At 62.7% G+C, this 15,515-nt stretch carries 23 protein-coding genes; 20 read left to right on the top strand and 3 right to left on the bottom strand.

All coding sequences use genetic code 11. The annotated features are described in order from the left end of the window. The 10 genes from rplC to rpsQ are packed head-to-tail and all read left to right on the top strand — an operon-like array spanning position 1 to position 4,942. Complete coding sequence (gene rplC / locus ACWF6P_RS14410) at positions 1-657, top strand: 50S ribosomal protein L3 (RefSeq protein WP_003940826.1); 657 nt, start codon at positions 1-3, stop codon at positions 655-657. Beyond that, positions 654-1,328 carry a 50S ribosomal protein L4 gene (gene rplD / locus ACWF6P_RS14405; protein WP_003940723.1) on the top strand — a complete coding sequence of 225 codons (675 nt, stop codon included), beginning with the start codon at positions 654-656 and terminating at the stop codon, positions 1,326-1,328. The genes rplC and rplD overlap by 4 nt, the downstream gene beginning before the upstream one ends. Next, complete coding sequence (gene rplW / locus ACWF6P_RS14400; RefSeq protein WP_003940990.1) at positions 1,325-1,630, top strand: 50S ribosomal protein L23; 306 nt, start codon at positions 1,325-1,327, stop codon at positions 1,628-1,630. The genes rplD and rplW overlap by 4 nt, the downstream gene beginning before the upstream one ends. Before the next feature lie 39 nt (positions 1,631-1,669). Beyond that, on the top strand, positions 1,670-2,506 hold the full coding sequence (rplB, locus tag ACWF6P_RS14395; RefSeq protein ID WP_033231378.1) for a 50S ribosomal protein L2: 837 nt from the start codon (positions 1,670-1,672) through the stop codon (positions 2,504-2,506). A 13-nt stretch (positions 2,507-2,519) separates the two neighbouring features. Further along, entirely contained in the window at positions 2,520-2,801 is a 282-nt protein-coding gene (rpsS, locus tag ACWF6P_RS14390) for a 30S ribosomal protein S19 (RefSeq protein WP_003940820.1), read from the top strand. Then, complete coding sequence (rplV, locus tag ACWF6P_RS14385; RefSeq protein ID WP_003940717.1) at positions 2,798-3,202, top strand: 50S ribosomal protein L22; 405 nt, start codon at positions 2,798-2,800, stop codon at positions 3,200-3,202. The genes rpsS and rplV overlap by 4 nt, the downstream gene beginning before the upstream one ends. Next, entirely contained in the window at positions 3,202-4,008 is an 807-nt protein-coding gene (gene rpsC / locus ACWF6P_RS14380; RefSeq protein ID WP_003941003.1) for a 30S ribosomal protein S3, read from the top strand. Before rplV ends, rpsC begins: the two co-directional genes overlap by 1 nt. A 3-nt stretch (positions 4,009-4,011) precedes the next feature. After that, on the top strand, positions 4,012-4,428 hold the full coding sequence (rplP, locus tag ACWF6P_RS14375; RefSeq protein WP_003940899.1) for a 50S ribosomal protein L16: 417 nt from the start codon (positions 4,012-4,014) through the stop codon (positions 4,426-4,428). Beyond that, positions 4,428-4,664 (top strand): 50S ribosomal protein L29, encoded by a 237-nt coding sequence (rpmC, locus tag ACWF6P_RS14370; RefSeq protein WP_003940734.1) that lies wholly within the window; start codon positions 4,428-4,430, stop codon positions 4,662-4,664. Before rplP ends, rpmC begins: the two co-directional genes overlap by 1 nt. Continuing rightward, positions 4,661-4,942 (top strand): 30S ribosomal protein S17, encoded by a 282-nt coding sequence (gene rpsQ / locus ACWF6P_RS14365; protein ID WP_003941020.1) that lies wholly within the window; start codon positions 4,661-4,663, stop codon positions 4,940-4,942. The genes rpmC and rpsQ overlap by 4 nt, the downstream gene beginning before the upstream one ends. Before the next feature lie 78 nt (positions 4,943-5,020). Here the strand turns inward: rpsQ and ACWF6P_RS14360 are convergent, their stop codons facing one another. Genes ACWF6P_RS14360 through ACWF6P_RS14350 form a run of 3 tightly spaced genes read right to left on the bottom strand, consistent with a single transcriptional unit; the run spans position 5,021 to position 9,959 of the window. Then, complete coding sequence (locus ACWF6P_RS14360) at positions 5,021-8,179, bottom strand: helicase HerA domain-containing protein (protein WP_452621424.1); 3,159 nt, start codon at positions 8,177-8,179, stop codon at positions 5,021-5,023. Beyond that, entirely contained in the window at positions 8,176-8,823 is a 648-nt protein-coding gene (locus ACWF6P_RS14355; RefSeq protein ID WP_452621423.1) for a hypothetical protein, read from the bottom strand. Before ACWF6P_RS14355 ends, ACWF6P_RS14360 begins: the two co-directional genes overlap by 4 nt. Beyond that, positions 8,820-9,959: an endonuclease domain-containing protein gene (locus tag ACWF6P_RS14350; protein ID WP_452621422.1), complete on the bottom strand. Its 1,140-nt coding sequence runs from the start codon at positions 9,957-9,959 to the stop codon at positions 8,820-8,822. The genes ACWF6P_RS14355 and ACWF6P_RS14350 overlap by 4 nt, the downstream gene beginning before the upstream one ends. 762 nt (positions 9,960-10,721) lie before the next feature. Between ACWF6P_RS14350 and rplN the strand changes: the two genes are divergently transcribed. The 10 genes from rplN (at position 10,722) to rplO (ending at position 15,319) form a co-directional block, all read left to right on the top strand. After that, positions 10,722-11,090, top strand: a complete 369-nt coding sequence (gene rplN / locus ACWF6P_RS14345) for a 50S ribosomal protein L14 (RefSeq protein ID WP_003940951.1) — start codon at positions 10,722-10,724, stop codon at positions 11,088-11,090. After that, entirely contained in the window at positions 11,090-11,407 is a 318-nt protein-coding gene (gene rplX / locus ACWF6P_RS14340; protein ID WP_003941019.1) for a 50S ribosomal protein L24, read from the top strand. Before rplN ends, rplX begins: the two co-directional genes overlap by 1 nt. A gap of 1 nt (position 11,408) precedes the next feature. Further along, complete coding sequence (rplE, locus tag ACWF6P_RS14335) at positions 11,409-11,975, top strand: 50S ribosomal protein L5 (protein WP_003940924.1); 567 nt, start codon at positions 11,409-11,411, stop codon at positions 11,973-11,975. A gap of 4 nt (positions 11,976-11,979) precedes the next feature. Then, positions 11,980-12,165: a type Z 30S ribosomal protein S14 gene (locus ACWF6P_RS14330; RefSeq protein ID WP_003940698.1), complete on the top strand. Its 186-nt coding sequence runs from the start codon at positions 11,980-11,982 to the stop codon at positions 12,163-12,165. A gap of 464 nt (positions 12,166-12,629) precedes the next feature. Next, entirely contained in the window at positions 12,630-13,028 is a 399-nt protein-coding gene (rpsH, locus tag ACWF6P_RS14325) for a 30S ribosomal protein S8 (protein WP_003940873.1), read from the top strand. Positions 13,029-13,042: 14 nt separating this feature from the next. Further along, entirely contained in the window at positions 13,043-13,582 is a 540-nt protein-coding gene (gene rplF / locus ACWF6P_RS14320) for a 50S ribosomal protein L6 (RefSeq protein WP_003940970.1), read from the top strand. 1 nt (position 13,583) lies between these two features. Then, the gene (gene rplR / locus ACWF6P_RS14315) at positions 13,584-13,991 is read left to right on the top strand and encodes a 50S ribosomal protein L18 (protein WP_003940996.1); all 408 of its coding nucleotides are present in this window, start codon (positions 13,584-13,586) and stop codon (positions 13,989-13,991) included. Positions 13,992-14,022: 31 nt separating this feature from the next. Then, complete coding sequence (rpsE, locus tag ACWF6P_RS14310) at positions 14,023-14,694, top strand: 30S ribosomal protein S5 (protein ID WP_003940718.1); 672 nt, start codon at positions 14,023-14,025, stop codon at positions 14,692-14,694. Continuing rightward, positions 14,694-14,873 carry a 50S ribosomal protein L30 gene (gene rpmD, locus ACWF6P_RS14305; protein ID WP_003940751.1) on the top strand — a complete coding sequence of 60 codons (180 nt, stop codon included), beginning with the start codon at positions 14,694-14,696 and terminating at the stop codon, positions 14,871-14,873. Before rpsE ends, rpmD begins: the two co-directional genes overlap by 1 nt. Positions 14,874-14,875: 2 nt before the next feature. Then, positions 14,876-15,319, top strand: a complete 444-nt coding sequence (gene rplO / locus ACWF6P_RS14300) for a 50S ribosomal protein L15 (RefSeq protein WP_138869531.1) — start codon at positions 14,876-14,878, stop codon at positions 15,317-15,319. Positions 15,320-15,515: the final 196 nt, after the last annotated feature.

The following is a 15,515-nucleotide window of genomic DNA, read 5'->3' as shown; positions in this document are numbered from 1 at the left end:
ATGACTGATACCAAGATCAAGGGAATCCTGGGCACCAAGCTCGGCATGACCCAGGTCTTCGACGAGAACAACCGGGTTGTCCCGGTCACCGTCGTGAAGGCTGGGCCGAACGTCGTAACCCAGATCCGTACCGAAGAGCGTGACGGCTACAGCGCCGTTCAGCTCGCGTTCGGCGCCATCGACCCGCGCAAGGTGAACAAGCCGACTTCCGGCCAGTTCACCAAGGCTGGTGTGACCCCGCGTCGCCACGTAGTGGAGCTCCGCGTTGCGGACACCTCCGACTACGAGGTCGGCCAGGAGCTCACCGCCGAGGTCTTCGAGGACGGCGCATACGTCGACGTCACCGGAACCAGCAAGGGCAAGGGCTTCGCCGGAACCATGAAGCGTCACGGCTTCAAGGGACAGGGCGCGTCGCACGGTACCCAGGCTGTTCACCGCCGCCCGGGCTCCATCGGTGGCTGTGCAACTCCCGGCCGCGTGTTCAAGGGCATGCGCATGTCCGGACGCATGGGTAGCGACCGCATCACGACGCAGAACCTCTCGGTCCACAAGGTGGATGCCGAGAACGGCCTGCTGCTGATCAAGGGTGCGATCCCCGGCCGCAAGGGCGGCCTCGTGATCGTCAAGAGTGCAGTGAAGGGTGGTGCACGGGCATGACCAGCACCGAGACCAAGTTGACCCTGGACGTCAAGGTCGCCGGCGGCAAGACCAACGGCACCGTCGATCTCCCCGCTGAGATCTTCGACGCTCCGGCCAACATCGCGCTTCTCCATCAGGTTGTCGTCGCGCAGCTCGCAGCTGCTCGTCAGGGAACCCACTCCACCAAGACCCGCGGCGACGTCCGCGGCGGTGGAAAGAAGCCGTACCGCCAGAAGGGCACCGGCCGCGCACGCCAGGGCTCGACTCGCGCACCGCAGTTCGTCGGCGGCGGAACCGTTCACGGCCCGCAGCCGCGTGACTACAGCCAGCGCACCCCCAAGAAGATGAAGGCAGCCGCTCTGCGCGGAGCCCTCTCTGACCGCGCACGCAACGAGCGCATCCACGTCATCACCGAACTGGTTGCAGGGCAGACGCCTTCGACCAAGGGCGCTATCGCGTTCCTCGGCGAGATCTCGGATCGCAAGAAGCTGCTGCTCGTCGTGGGTCGCCAGGATGTAGCCGCTTGGAAGAGCGTGCAGAACCTGGAAGGCGTGCATCCCATTGCACCCGACCAGCTCAACACCTACGACGTGCTCAATGCAGACGATGTCGTGTTCAGCGTCGAGGCACTCAACGCGTTCATCCACGGGCCCGCAGAGAGCGCTCAGAACAAGGAGGACGCCAAGTGAGCACCATCGCTGACCCCCGCGACATCCTGCTCGCTCCGGTCATCTCCGAGAAGTCCTACGGACTGATCGAGGAAGGCACCTACACCTTCCTGGTGCACCCGGACTCGAACAAGACGCAGATCAAGATTGCCGTCGAGAAGGTCTTCGGCGTCAAGGTGACCAGCGTCAACACCGCCAACCGTCAGGGCAAGCGTAAGCGGACCCGATTCGGTTACGGCAAGCGCAAGGACACCAAGCGCGCGCTCGTGACCCTGTCCGCTGACAGCAAGCCCATCGAGATCTTCGGAGGACCGGTCGCGTAAGCGCCGGGACTTGACGAGACATAGAGGACGAGAAGACTCATGGCAATCCGTAAGTACAAGCCGACAACACCGGGCCGTCGTGGCTCGAGCGTCTCGGACTTCGCCGAGATCACTCGGTCGACCCCCGAGAAGTCGCTGGTTCGCCCGCTGCACGGTCGCGGTGGACGTAACGCACACGGTCGTATCACCACCCGTCACAAGGGCGGCGGACACAAGCGTGCATACCGACTGATCGATTTCCGTCGCAACGACAAGGACGGCATCCCGGCAAAGGTCGCTCACATCGAGTACGACCCCAACCGCACAGCAAACATCGCACTCCTGCATTACGCAGACGGTGAGAAGCGCTACATCATTGCCCCCAAGGGCCTGGTGCAGGGTTCACCGATCGAGTCCGGTGCAGGCGCCGACATCAAGCCGGGCAACAACCTGCCGCTGCGCAACATCCCGACTGGTACCACCATCCACGGTGTGGAACTGCGTCCCGGCGGCGGAGCCAAGATGGCTCGTTCCGCAGGCGCCAGCATCCAGCTCCTCGGTAAGGAAGGCAGCTACGCCACGCTGCGTATGCCTTCCGGTGAAATCCGTCGCGTCGACGTGCGCTGCCGCGCATCCGTCGGCGAGGTCGGCAACGCCGAGCAGTCGAACATCAACTGGGGCAAGGCCGGCCGTATGCGTTGGAAGGGCAAGCGCCCGACCGTTCGTGGTGTCGTGATGAACCCGGTCGACCACCCGCACGGTGGCGGCGAGGGCAAGACCTCAGGTGGACGCCACCCGGTCAGCCCGTGGGGTAAGCCGGAAGGCCGTACCCGCAAGAACAAGGCAAGCGACAAGATGATCGTCCGTCGCCGCCGCACCGGCAAGAACAAGCGCTAGGAGGGAGTGAAGGATGCCACGCAGCCTTAAGAAGGGCCCGTTCGTCGATGACCACCTCCTCGCGAAGGTGGATGTACAGAACGAAAAGGGAACCAAGCAGGTCATCAAGACCTGGTCCCGTCGTTCGACAATCATCCCGGACTTCATCGGCCACACGTTTGCAGTTCACGACGGCCGCAAGCACGTCCCCGTGTTCGTTTCCGACTCCATGGTCGGACACAAGCTCGGAGAGTTTGCACCGACCCGCACGTTCAAGGGTCACATCAAGGATGATCGGAAGGCGAAGAGGCGATGAGCAACACCGAAACCGCCAACCCGACTGCCAAGGCCGTAGCGAAGCACGTTCGCGTTACGCCGATGAAGGCACGTCGAGTTGTGGACCTGGTCCGCGGGCGCTCGGTTGAAGACGCCCTGAACATCCTGAAGTTCGCGCCGCAGGCAGCGAGCGAGCCGGTCGCCAAGGTGATCGCCTCCGCAGCAGCCAACGCCGAGAACAACCTCGACCTCGACCCCAGCACGCTTGTCGTTGCTACGGCGTTCGTGGACGAGGGCGCGACCCTCAAGCGGTTCCAGCCGCGTGCACAGGGACGTGCGTTCCGTATTCGCAAGCGCACCAGTCACATCACCGTGATCGTGGAGAGCCTGCCGAAGACCGGAACATCGACCCGTAATCGCCGGAAGGGAAGTGCTCAGTAGTGGGCCAGAAAATCAACCCGCACGGCTTCCGTCTCGGCATCACCACCGACTGGAAGTCTCGCTGGTACGCAGACAAGCAGTACGCGGAGTACGTCAAGGAAGACGTCGCGATCCGTAAGCTCCTCGCCACCGGCATGGAGCGCGCAGGAATCGCGAAGGTCGAAATCGAGCGCACCCGTGACCGTGTTCGCGTGGACATCCACACTGCACGTCCGGGCATCGTCATCGGCCGCCGCGGCGCCGAAGCCGATCGCATCCGCTCCGAGCTCGAGAAGCTGACCGGCAAGCAGGTTCAGCTGAACATCCTCGAGGTCAAGAACGCAGAAGCTGAAGCACAGCTCGTCGCACAGGGTGTGGCCGAGCAGCTCTCGAACCGCGTTGCCTTCCGTCGTGCAATGCGCAAGGCCATCCAGTCGGCCATGCGTCAGCCCAACGTCAAGGGAATCCGCGTTCAGTGCTCCGGTCGTCTCGGCGGCGCCGAGATGTCCCGGTCGGAGTTCTACCGCGAAGGCCGTGTGCCGCTGCACACGCTTCGTGCGGACATCGACTACGGCCTCTACGAGGCCAAGACCACCTTCGGTCGCATCGGCGTCAAGGTCTGGATCTACAAGGGCGACATCGTCGGTGGCAAGCGCGAGCTCGCCGCCAACACGGCCGCACCGGCCGGGGATCGCCCGCGTCGTGAGCGTCCGAGCCGTCCGCGTCGTTCCGGTGCCACCGGTACCACTGCGACCAGCACCGAGGCCGGCCGCGCAGCGACCGCAACCGCCGATGCTCCCGCAACTGAACAGAATCAGGAGGGCTGACGCATGTTGATCCCACGGCGGGTCAAGCACCGCAAGCAGCACCACCCGAGCCGTTCGGGTGCCGCCAAGGGCGGTACCCAGGTGACCTTCGGTGACTACGGCATCCAGGCTCTCGAGCCTGCCTACATCACCAACCGGCAGATCGAGTCCGCTCGTATCGCCATGACTCGGCACATCAAGCGTGGCGGCAAGATCTGGATCAACATCTTCCCGGATCGCCCCCTCACGAAGAAGCCGGCCGAAACCCGAATGGGTTCCGGTAAGGGTTCGCCCGAGTGGTGGATTGCCAACGTCAAGCCCGGACGCGTTCTGTTCGAGATGACATACCCCAACGAGGAGATTGCTCGTGAGGCCCTGCGCCGCGCGATGCACAAGCTCCCGTGCAAGTGCCGGATCGTGACCAGAGAGGAGCAGTTCTGATGGCTACTGGAACCCCAGCAGCAGAGCTCCGCGAGCTCAGTGAAGACGAGCTGGTCACCCGGCTCCGTGAGTCGAAGGAAGAGCTTTTCAACCTTCGTTTCCAGATGGCTACCGGCCAGATGGACAACAACCGACGACTGCGCACCGTTCGTCACGAGATCGCGCGCATCTACACCGTCCTGCGTGAGCGTGAGCTCGGACTCGCTGTGGGTCCGGATGCAGGTGACGCGGCATGAGTGAGGAAAAAGCAGTGAGCACAGAAGAGCGCGCGAGCCGTAAGGTCCGTGTCGGATACGTCGTGTCCGACAAGATGGAAAAGACGATCGTGGTCGAGCTCGAAGACCGCGTCAAGCACAAGCTCTACGGCAAGATCATCCGCCGTACGACCAAGGTGAAGGCGCACGACGAGAACGGCGTTGCCGGCGTCGGCGACCGCGTTCAGCTGATGGAAACCCGTCCGCTGTCCGCGACGAAGCACTGGCGTCTGGTCGAGGTCCTCGAAAAGGCCAAGTAAGCCTGATCGATATCTCGAAACCCGACACAACAGAACGGCCCGCCTCTTTCGAGGCGGGCCGTTTTGTTGTGTGTGTGGCTATCGGGTGACGGTGAGTTCACCACGAGCGAGAGCGAGAACCTCTTCTTCTGTGGGTGGGCTCTTGGGGTGGTACGTCAGACACAGCGGTGTCTGAGTCTTCTGAAACCCCGAGCCTTCGATTGCCGCGTAGAACTGACCCGTTGGCAGGCGTCCGATGTCGTCGACTTGACCGCCTTTGACTCGTGCCATCTCCTTCGCGGACTCGATCTGGGCTGGACTGTTGAGCAAACCGTAGAACTGAGTCGCCGCGTTTCCGGGAATCCGGTTGTGCAGGCCCTTGGGTGCCTGCGTGGCGAACACCAAGCCCAACCCGTACTTTCGTGCTTGTGATGCCAGCGCGAGAGTGCTTTCGGTCGACGCGACTGTTTTGCCCGACGGCGCGAAGTTCTGGGCTTCGTCCATCACGAACAGTCCGCCGAGAGGACGATCGCCAGCAGGGTTCTTCTTGATCCAGGCAAACAACGCCATCTGCAGTTGGTTCACAAATCCGTGCCGCTGCTCGTCGGACGACAACCCGGAGAGGTTGACCACTGACACGCGAGCGCGCTTGCCCAAGGTCGGTGTCAAGAGCAGTCCGGGATCCATGGGGGAACCGGAGCCGCCGAACAACGGGTCGTTGGCCGTCGAAGCCTTCAGGTTTTCGGCCAGGTCTGCTGCGAGCGCTGCCGCATTGCGAAGATCACTGGTGCCGTCCGGCAGGTTTTCGAGCAGATCGATCAAGTCTGCGAGCGAGCCCTGTGAACGTCGCGCGAAGTCACCGACGGTCTGGGTGAGAACGGCGCGCAGGTGTTGCGGCCGAGTGCCTGAGCCGACCGCGCCTGCCCGTGGCGCCAATGCCGCGACGGCGGAATCGACTGCCGCATCGAGTTCGTCCGGGTCGTCGAGAATGCTCGCGAAGTCCGGTAGGGCCTGCAAACTCAACGGCCGTCCCCCGGCTCGTCTGGGCGTCCAGACAAGTACCTCAGTGTGCTCCAAGTACTCGGCTGCTTTGGCCTCGTCACCGGCCTGCCACTGTCTCGAGCCCGCAGGCCAGGCTGTCCCGAGCCGAGTCAGGTCGTTGTTGGGATCAATGATGATCGACGAGACTCCTTGCAGGGCGCACTCTTCGACGAGTCGGCGGATGAGGACGGTCTTGCCTGAACCCGAACCCGCGAAGATCGCAGTGTGCTTGCGCAGTGCCTCGAGTTGAACCGAGATCTGGCGGTTCGAGCCGACGGTAGTGCCGATCGGAACAGAGTGCGGTGCCAGAGCCGGTTCGGGCTCCACCAGGTCCGTGGGCGTAGGTACACCGGTCGGAGTACGGACGGGCACCGGTGACGCTTCGTCGGTTTCTCGATCGATGCCGCCGAGTGTTTCGTCGAAAAGTTCGACGCCGTGCGCTGGTTTGCGCGCCAGCAGCCACGACTCCAGACCGGGCGCGTTCTCTCGCAACAGACCTCGGATGGCGTGCAGAATCGCCTCGTCGTTCGATGACAGACGGACCGTCCGGCCGCCGGCTTTCTCGAAGGCTTGCACGGTGGCAGCCGTCTTTGCGCCAGTGGGCCAGGGGTGGTTGCGGATCAGGAACAGGCGACGGTTCGCGACGTCAGGATCCAATCCCGCTGCTGCGCTGGCTTTTTGGATCCGATTGAGGACCGCGACGGCGTTGGTTGCCGCGATGGACCGGTACGACCAGTGCTCTTCGGCCTCGGAGGCAGGCAAATGTTTCATTCGCGCATGAAGGGCCGGCTTCGCGCCGGGTTGCGCGTCGAGAGTCAGGACGTCGTCACCGAGCTGGCACTCGTGAATCCACGCAGTGAGCCCGTCTGCGAGAAGTGCCGGCAACTCCGAATCCTCGAGATCCGATTGGAGTACCGAACCGGTGGATTTCGCGATCAGTTCCGCGAAACGGCGGTCGAAGGTGGCGAAACCGTCCTCGGAAATCTGATCGCCGATTACCTGCACGGACCCACGGCTCGACGCTTCTGCGGCGGGAGTCTCGTCGAACGCGTGCAACTCGGAGACTTGGTCGGCGCTCAGACACGAGCGAATGTGTTTGTCCGCCATGACGAGCAGCTGGCGAGGTGTGTAGTTCGGTGCTTGAATGAATGCGGACTCCGTGATCGGCCAAGTCGGGTAGTCGGGTACAAAGCCCAGGTCCTGGTAACCGGCCGCGAATCGTCTGGCCAGCAGTGACCGGCCGATGTCCGACGACGGAATGCGCTCCAACGTCGCACTCCGCCGAAAGCGGTCCTGGACGGATGCTGTCGCTCGGGTAGAGATCAACTCCCATGCTGCAGAGAGGCAGGAGACCACCGACGCCGTACGACACATGGTTTCACGCAGTGCCATGAGCCCGTGCGCGATCTTCTCGACGAGCAGGTCCTCGTCGCCGTAGTCTTCATGATCGCTACCTTGACGAGATTGCGCTACCAATGTGTCGATCTGGTCTACCGCGAGCACCGTCGGCCCGGTGATCGCCAGCAGCCGCGAGATGTTCTCGGCGATTCCCTGGTGGCCGAGGTTCGCGACACGGATACCCCACCTGGAGAACTCCGCGGTGTCCACGCTGTCGATGGACTGCAGGTAGGCGTCGCCGGTGTCTTGAATCGCAGGTTCCGCCGACGACAGCAGCACCAGCGCCCGCAGGGTGTGCTGTGAAGATCGGCGGTGTCGCGGGTGCGCGCGGTAGAGCGCGGCTACGAAGGCTTCCAACGACTCTGACGTCAGCGTCTCGGCGCCGAGTATCGAGTGCCGGACCGTGTCGTCGACTTTCGCCTCGTCCGCGAGCCTACTGAGAAGCCAGACGAGTTGGGTCGGGTGCGCGACGGCCGGCCGGCCGAGATCTTCGAGCATCCCCACCAGAACCGAACGCCAGAAATCCTCGGCGTCGAGTAGGCGAATGAGGAAGAAGTAGCCACCTTTGCGCTGCACTTGCTCACGAACCTGGCCGAGTAGGTGCGTCTTTCCCGAACCGGCAGGACCGTGGACGACAACTCCGAGCGGGCTCGCGTCGCCGCCGCTGGCGCCGTCTCGGAAAGCGGCCATGACGTCTGCCATCGCATGTTCGTGCAACCCCTGGACGTGCAGATCGGTCTGCGGTGACCAGACGTCCTCCGGTGTTGGAGCCCAGCTGAGCCGGATCGATTCGAGCGCCGCCCGTTCCTCGGGTGTCATCTCGCCTCGATGGAGAACAGGTGGTTGTTCTGGTTGCCCAAGAACACTGCAGCGTCGTGATCTTCGACAGTGATCGTCTTCTGGTTCTCCTCGGGGATCAGATTGACTCCTGGTCGACGCTGGAATCCGATGACTGCAAGATCGAATTCCTCGCGGGATAAAGTCGGGAGCGTCGGCCGCAGCCTGGCCAGCCGTACCCAGGCGCCGGGGGAGGAGGCAAGGTCTTCGTATGCGCGGGCGATCAAAGCCTCCACGTCCATGCTGTTGTCCGCTGGTGCCGAAGGTGTTTCGGCTGACGATTCCGGCAGGAAGACTTCGGACACGCGCAAGTCGTTTCGATCGAGATGGCGTCGCAAACCTGCAAGCACCGTGAAGAGTGCCTTGGCCGGGCTGAACGAGCCTGCGGGCGCTTCGCTGCCGATCAACTCGGCCGCTCTGGCCCAACCTCGATCGGTGAGTGTGTGGGTGTACGGACGTACTCCGGTGTTGCTCTCGACGAGTCCCAACGAGTTGAGTTTGTCGCGGCCTGCTGCCCGAAGTTCTGGACCGAGGGTTTTGAGCTCGGGATTCGAGACCTCGCGGGATTCGGCCATCAGGACCAAGAGGACCAACGCCTCGTTAGGGGTCAGGTCGGAGTCGGTCACATCGATGTCCTTTCAGGTTGTGTGGGCACTGGCTGTGTGAGCTCTGGCCGTTCGGTCGATACTCGCGCGGAAGGCGGACGAGAATGGATCCGGCGCTCGACCGTTCCGTTCTCGCGGCGGCTGGAGAGAAGCGTTTCGACGGTGCGCAGAACAGCGTCGAGGTCGTCCGAGACCTGCTGATTGGTGAATCGTAGAACGGTAAACCCGTCCAGGTGAAGAGTGTTGTCCCGCAAACGATCTGCGGCGTACTTGTATGCAGACCTGTGGTCGTCGCCGTCGATCTCGACTATGCACTTTTCGTCAGCCCACAACAGGTCGACCCGGATGGGTGGGCGAAGCGGATTCGGCTGGTAGGTCGGATTCCATTGTCTGCCGACCGCCCACTGTGCCGTGGCCATGGCAGTTTCGAGTGTCAACTCGGCCTTACTGCCGGGATGTGGGCGACCGGCTACCGGGGGAAACGAGAGACGGGGCGCAATGCTCTCGCCGACCGCGTATGGCGTAGCGAGGGAGTCGAAGTCGACTGGAAGGTCGGGTGACTCCCACGGAACCGTCACGACCGGAAATCGATCGACGTCCGGAATCGGTGTACCGGTCAGCCACACCACTACGTCACCGTGCAAGTTCAGCCACTCGCACGCCCAAGAGAGCGCACGTTGCCGTTCGACGGAAAGGTCGTCCGGGGCGGCAAGCAACAGTGCGAGGCGACTCCGCCCGTACGAACTGGAGATGACTCGCGCGAGACCGACTGCGCGAGTCTCGCGCGAGAAAGTGCCGCAGGCGGGGCGTCTGCCCGCCACGGACGACGTCGCCAGCCATTCGACGAATGGACCGAAGTGATCGGATGTCGCCGCCAGTCGCCGCGCGAGTGCACCTGCTGCGAGAGTGTCGAGCTTGCTCGCGAAATCAACGGCATGCCCACCCGGGAGCCAGGCAGGGAACAGACTGAGCGCAGCCGATTCGAGTTGCCCAAGTATTTCGTCGACGATCCTTGCGGCTGTTGTCACGTCGGCGACCCGGTAGCTGACAATTGCGAGATCGCAGTCGGGCAGCGGGTCCGACCCGATCTGCAGAACGTCGAGGGGAGCGCCGCGGACAGCGGTGACCCCTGCCGACGGCAGCACAGACCAACGCATACTCGCCCCCTGACATAGTCGGCCCATCATTCCAAACCCGTCTGACACAGTCCGTGGCGGTCCGGGCATGCTTGCCGCCCGATCATGCTCATGCGGCATTGGGAGAAGTGCTTCCGACAGCAGATCGCTGGGCCGTCGTCTGGTTCAATTCTTCGCAGACGTCAGAGCCCGCTCGGAGAAGGTCCAAATCCGCATCGGCGCGGCCGCTTCGATCCGGTGGTGGAGCGACAACGCTCGAGGTGACGAGTGGTACTTGCCGCCTATCTGAGCGCTTTACGGCCACACGGCTTCCCGTAGCGCGGCCGCCTCGGTTTCGATGCATTCCTATTGCTGTGCCGCCCTATTGCTGTGCCGCCTTCTCGAGGGCGCAAGCGCTGTCAGGCTGCCAAAGACGATCAACTTACCTGCTACAGCTTGCGAGATCACGGTGGATTGCCCCATCAGAGCCTTTCTCGGTGCCCTCCGGCAACCATCCGAACGGTTCGATCTTTTCACATTCGAGGACAGCGATGTGCGGTCGTAGGCGTGATGTCGAGGGCGCCGGGCCGGATTTGGTAATCGGTGGACCCTTCCCTAGAATAGAACAGTTGCCTGTGGCAGAGGTGTGTCTTCACGTGCGCAGCTCGAACGGTGCTTGCAGTGATCGTCTCCCGGCGTCAGTCGGTGGGACTGCAGCTCAGACACGACGCAGGTGGCAACAATGACCGCGCGCACCGGGTCGGTAATCCGTTGCGCACGAAATTCCAGGTCTAGGGAGATCAAGTGATTCAGCAGGAGTCGCGAGTTCGCGTCGCTGATAACACGGGTGCCAAGGAAATCCTTTGCATCCGCGTTCTCGGCGGTTCGTCACGTCGCTACGCCGGGATCGGTGACGTCATCGTCGCCACCGTCAAGGACGCAATCCCCGGTGGAAACATCAAGAAGGGTGAGGTCGTCAAGGCCGTCATCGTTCGTACGACCAAGGAGCGCCGTCGTCCGGACGGTTCCTACATCAAGTTCGACGAGAACGCTGCAGTGCTCATCAAGGCTGACAGTGATCCCCGTGGAACCCGCATCTTCGGACCCGTCGGCCGTGAGCTGCGCGAGAAGAAGTTCATGAAGATCGTTTCGCTTGCCCCGGAGGTGCTGTGATGAAGGTGCACAAGGGTGACACCGTTCTGGTCATCGCCGGCAAGGACAAGGGCGCGAAGGGCAAGGTCATTCAGGCCTACCCCGCGACCGACAAGGTCCTCGTCGAAGGCGTGAACCGAATCAAGAAGCACACCGCGGTTTCCGCGAACGAGCGCGGAGCATCCTCCGGCGGCATCGTCACGCAGGAAGCCCCGATCCACGTTTCCAACGTTGCAGTCGTCGACTCGGACGGAAACCCCACTCGCGTGGGCTACCGCACCGACGAAGAGTCCGGCAAGCGCGTTCGGATTTCCCGGAAGAACGGGAAGGACATCTGACATGACCTCCACCGAAAACAAGGTCCAGCCGCGCCTCAAGGCACGCTACCGCGCTGAGATCAAGGACGCGCTCAACAGCGAGTTCGACTACTCGAACGTCATGCAGATCCCCGGCGTCGTCAAGGTTGTCGTCAACATGGGCGTCGGCGACGCTGCCCGTGACGCCAAGCTGATCAACGGCGCTGTCCATGACCTGTCGCTGATCACGGGCCAGAAGCCCGAGATCCGCAAGGCACGTAAGTCCATCGCGCAGTTCAAGCTCCGCGAAGGTATGCCCATCGGCGCACGCGTCACCCTCCGTGGCGACCGCATGTGGGAGTTCCTGGACCGCCTCGTGTCTGTCGCTCTGCCCCGTATCCGCGACTTCCGCGGTCTCTCGGGCAACCAGTTCGACGGCAACGGCAACTACACGTTCGGCCTCAACGAGCAGTCGATGTTCCACGAGATCGACGTGGACAAGATCGATCGCCCCCGCGGTATGGACATCACCGTCGTGACCACCGCAACCAACAACGAAGAAGGCCGTGCACTGCTCAAGCACCTCGGCTTCCCGTTCAAGGAGAACTGAGCGCATGGCTAAGAAGGCATTGGTCAACAAGGCCAACAAGAAGCCCAAGTTCGCGGTTCGCGCCTACACCCGCTGCCAGCGGTGCGGTCGCCCGCACTCGGTGTTCCGCAAGTTCGGCTTGTGCCGTATCTGCGTTCGCGAGATGGCTCACGCCGGCGAGCTTCCCGGAGTTCGCAAGAGCTCTTGGTGATCTGAGGCCCTCGGGCTTCGTCACACCACGCATCTGAATGGGCGTGGGTTCCTTTGGAACCCACGCCCATTCGGCGTTTGAACCGAGATGTGCGCTGAATGTGCATCGTGCTGATCCTGAAAAGAACTGTCCCGCTGCAACTCTGGGTCAAAATGATCCGTCGGCCGTAGATGCCGATCTTCGGACGCGAACGAGCAGTTCAGATTTCGGGACGCCTCGAAACCTTGCCCGGCAGTGCGTTCCTGGCGATGGTGAGTCGGGCCTCGTGACATCTCGGTGGACACCTGCGCCAAAGTTCCCTACACTAGAGCGGTTGCCGTGGCTGACGCATGCGTTCAGCTCGGTGCGGTAACTTACGCCGTCTGACACAAGTCGGACGGCCCAGCCGAATTGCTGGAGGCCCACGATCGGATTCGTCCGGTGTTGCATGGGAACCACAGCGAGAAAGGTGTCGAGGTCGACCTATGACCATGACTGACCCCATCGCAGACTTCTTGACGCGTCTGCGCAACGCCAACACGGCGTACCACGATGAGGTGAAGCTTCCCCACTCGAAGATCAAGGCGAACATCGCCGAGATCCTCAAGCGTGAGGGCTACATCTCCGATTTCCGTACCGAAGACGCTGAGGTCGGCAAGACCCTCATCGTCGACCTGAAGTACGGACCCAGCCGCGAGCGTAGCCTCGCCGGCGTGCGTCGCGTTTCCAAGCCCGGTCTCCGGGTTTACGCGAAGTCCACCAACCTGCCCAAGGTCCTCGGAGGCCTCGGCGTGGCCATCATCTCCACGTCGTCCGGTCTGCTCACCGATCGCCAGGCGGCCAATCAAGGAGTAGGCGGGGAAGTCCTCGCCTACGTCTGGTAAGGGAGGCCACCACAATGTCGCGTATTGGAAAGATTCCGGTCACCGTCCCCGCGGGCGTTGACGTCACGATCAGCGGCCAGGATGTCACCGTCAAGGGTCCCAAGGGCACCCTCGCGTTGACCATCTCCGAGCCCATCGCAATCGAAAAGGCAGAGGACGGCTCGCTGAGCGTCACCCGCCCCGACGACGAGCGTCGTAGCCGCGCGCTGCACGGTCTGTCGCGGACCCTCGTTGCGAACATCATCACCGGTGTTACCGAGGGTTACACGAAGAAGATGGAGATCCACGGTGTTGGTTACCGTGTGGCACTGAAGGGCAAGGACCTCGAGTTCGCGCTCGGCTTCAGCCACCCGGTGCCGATCGAGGCTCCCGAAGGCATCACCTTCGTCGTCGAGTCGCCCACCCGGTTCTCGGTGTCCGGCATCGACAAGCAGAAGGTCGGGCAGATCTCGGCCAACATCCGTCGTCTCCGTCGTCCGGACCCGTACAAGGGTAAGGGCGTGCGGTACGAGGGTGAGCAGATCCGCCGCAAGGTCGGAAAGACGGGTAAGTGATATGAGCCAGACTGCAAACCAGAAAGCCAAGCGGATTCCGCTGGGCAAGGATGCGTCCACCAAGCGTCGTCTCTCGAAGACGCGTCGTCACTTCCGTCTCCGCAAGAAGGTCTCCGGCACGCCCGAGCGTCCCCGCTTGGTCGTCAACCGGTCCTCGCGCCACATCCACGTCCAGCTCGTGGACGACCTGGCAGGCCACACCCTGGCCTCCGCGTCGACCATCGAAGCCGACGTGCGCGTGGCAGAAGGCGACAAGAAGGCTGCGAGCGCAAAGGTCGGTCAGCTGATCGCCGAGCGCGCCAAGGCTGCCGGCGTGGAAGCAGTTGTCTTCGACCACGGCGGACACGGCTACCACGGTCGCATCGCGGCCCTGGCAGACGCGGCTCGCGAAGGCGGGTTGAAGTTCTGATGACCAACATTTTCAACGGAAGGACAGCCTGATGCCGGGACGTCAAAGGCGTGACGGCGGAAGCGGACCCGCCGGACAGAATGGCCCCAACAGCGGTGACAACAGCAACGCTCGTGGAGACAACCGTGGTGGCGGCCGTGACCGTCGCGACGGTGGCCGTGGCGGAAACGCTGCGGAGAAGTCACAGTTCATCGAGCGCGTTGTCACGATCAACCGCGTTTCCAAGGTCGTCAAGGGTGGTCGTCGCTTCAGCTTCACCGCTCTCGTGATCGTCGGAGACGGCAACGGACTGGTCGGCGTCGGCTACGGAAAGGCCAAGGAAGTTCCCGCGGCCATCCAGAAGGGTGTCGAGGAGGCTCGCAAGAGCTTCTTCCGCGTCCCGATGATCGCCAACACCATCACTCACCCCGTTCAGGGTGAGGCTGCTGCCGGCATCGTCATGCTTCGCCCGGCAAGCCCCGGTACCGGTGTTATCGCCGGTGGCGCTGTGCGCGCCGTGCTGGAGTGCGCTGGAATCGCGGACATCCTGTCGAAGTCGCTCGGTAGCGACAACGCCATCAACGTCGTGCATGCGACCGTTGCTGCGCTCAAGGGTCTGCAGCGTCCCGAGGAAGTTGCGGCTCGCCGCGGCCTCACCCTCGAAGAGGTTGCACCCGCCGGCATGCTTCGCGCTCGCGCACAGGCTGCTGGGAGTGTGAAGTAATGGCAGATCTCAAGGTCACTCAGATCAAGAGCATCATCGGGACCAAGCAGAACCAGAAGGATTCTCTGCGCACGCTCGGTCTCAAGGGCATCCGTCAGACCGTTGTTCGTGAGGACAACGCACAGAACCGCGGTCTGATCAACGTGGTGCGCCACCTCGTAACAGTTGAGGAGGTCTAACCATGACCATCAAACTGCACCACCTGCGCCCCGCTCCCGGATCCAAGTCCAACAAGATTCGTGTTGGACGCGGTGAGGGCGGCAAGCGTGGTAAGACCGCAGGTCGCGGTACCAAGGGCACCAAGGCACGTAACACCGTGCGCGTGGGCTTCGAGGGTGGACAGATGCCGCTTCACATGCGTCTGCCCAAGCTCAAGGGCTTCAAGAACCCCTTCCGCACCGAGTACCAGGTCGTCAATGTCGGCGACATCGCCCGTCTGTTCCCCGAAGGTGGAGCAATCACGGTCGAGGATCTCGTTGCCAAGGGCGCAGTCCGCAAGAACCAGCTCGTCAAGGTTCTGGGCGACGGCGAACTGACTGTTGCCGTTCAGGTGACCGTCGACAAGTTCACCGGTTCCGCCAAGGAAAAGATTGCTGCTGCCGGTGGTTCCGCTACCGAGCTGTGAGTGATCACGCTTAGCTAGTCCGATGGCCGCAGCGCAGCGTTTGCTGCGTTGCGGCCATCGGCGTCTACGAGGTCGTGTCACAGATCGGTCGTGGATGCTCGGCCGGGTCAGTATTCTGGTCACCGAGTGGCAAATGTATCTTCGGCTTACCCGGTTTTCGTGGTCTGCCCGCTTAGTTCCCAAATGCTCACTGTTA

Source organism: Rhodococcus sp. NPDC055024, assembly GCF_053608585.1.
The sequence above is the reverse complement of the archived record's forward strand: the minus strand, read 5'-3'. Positions and strand labels throughout refer to the sequence as shown.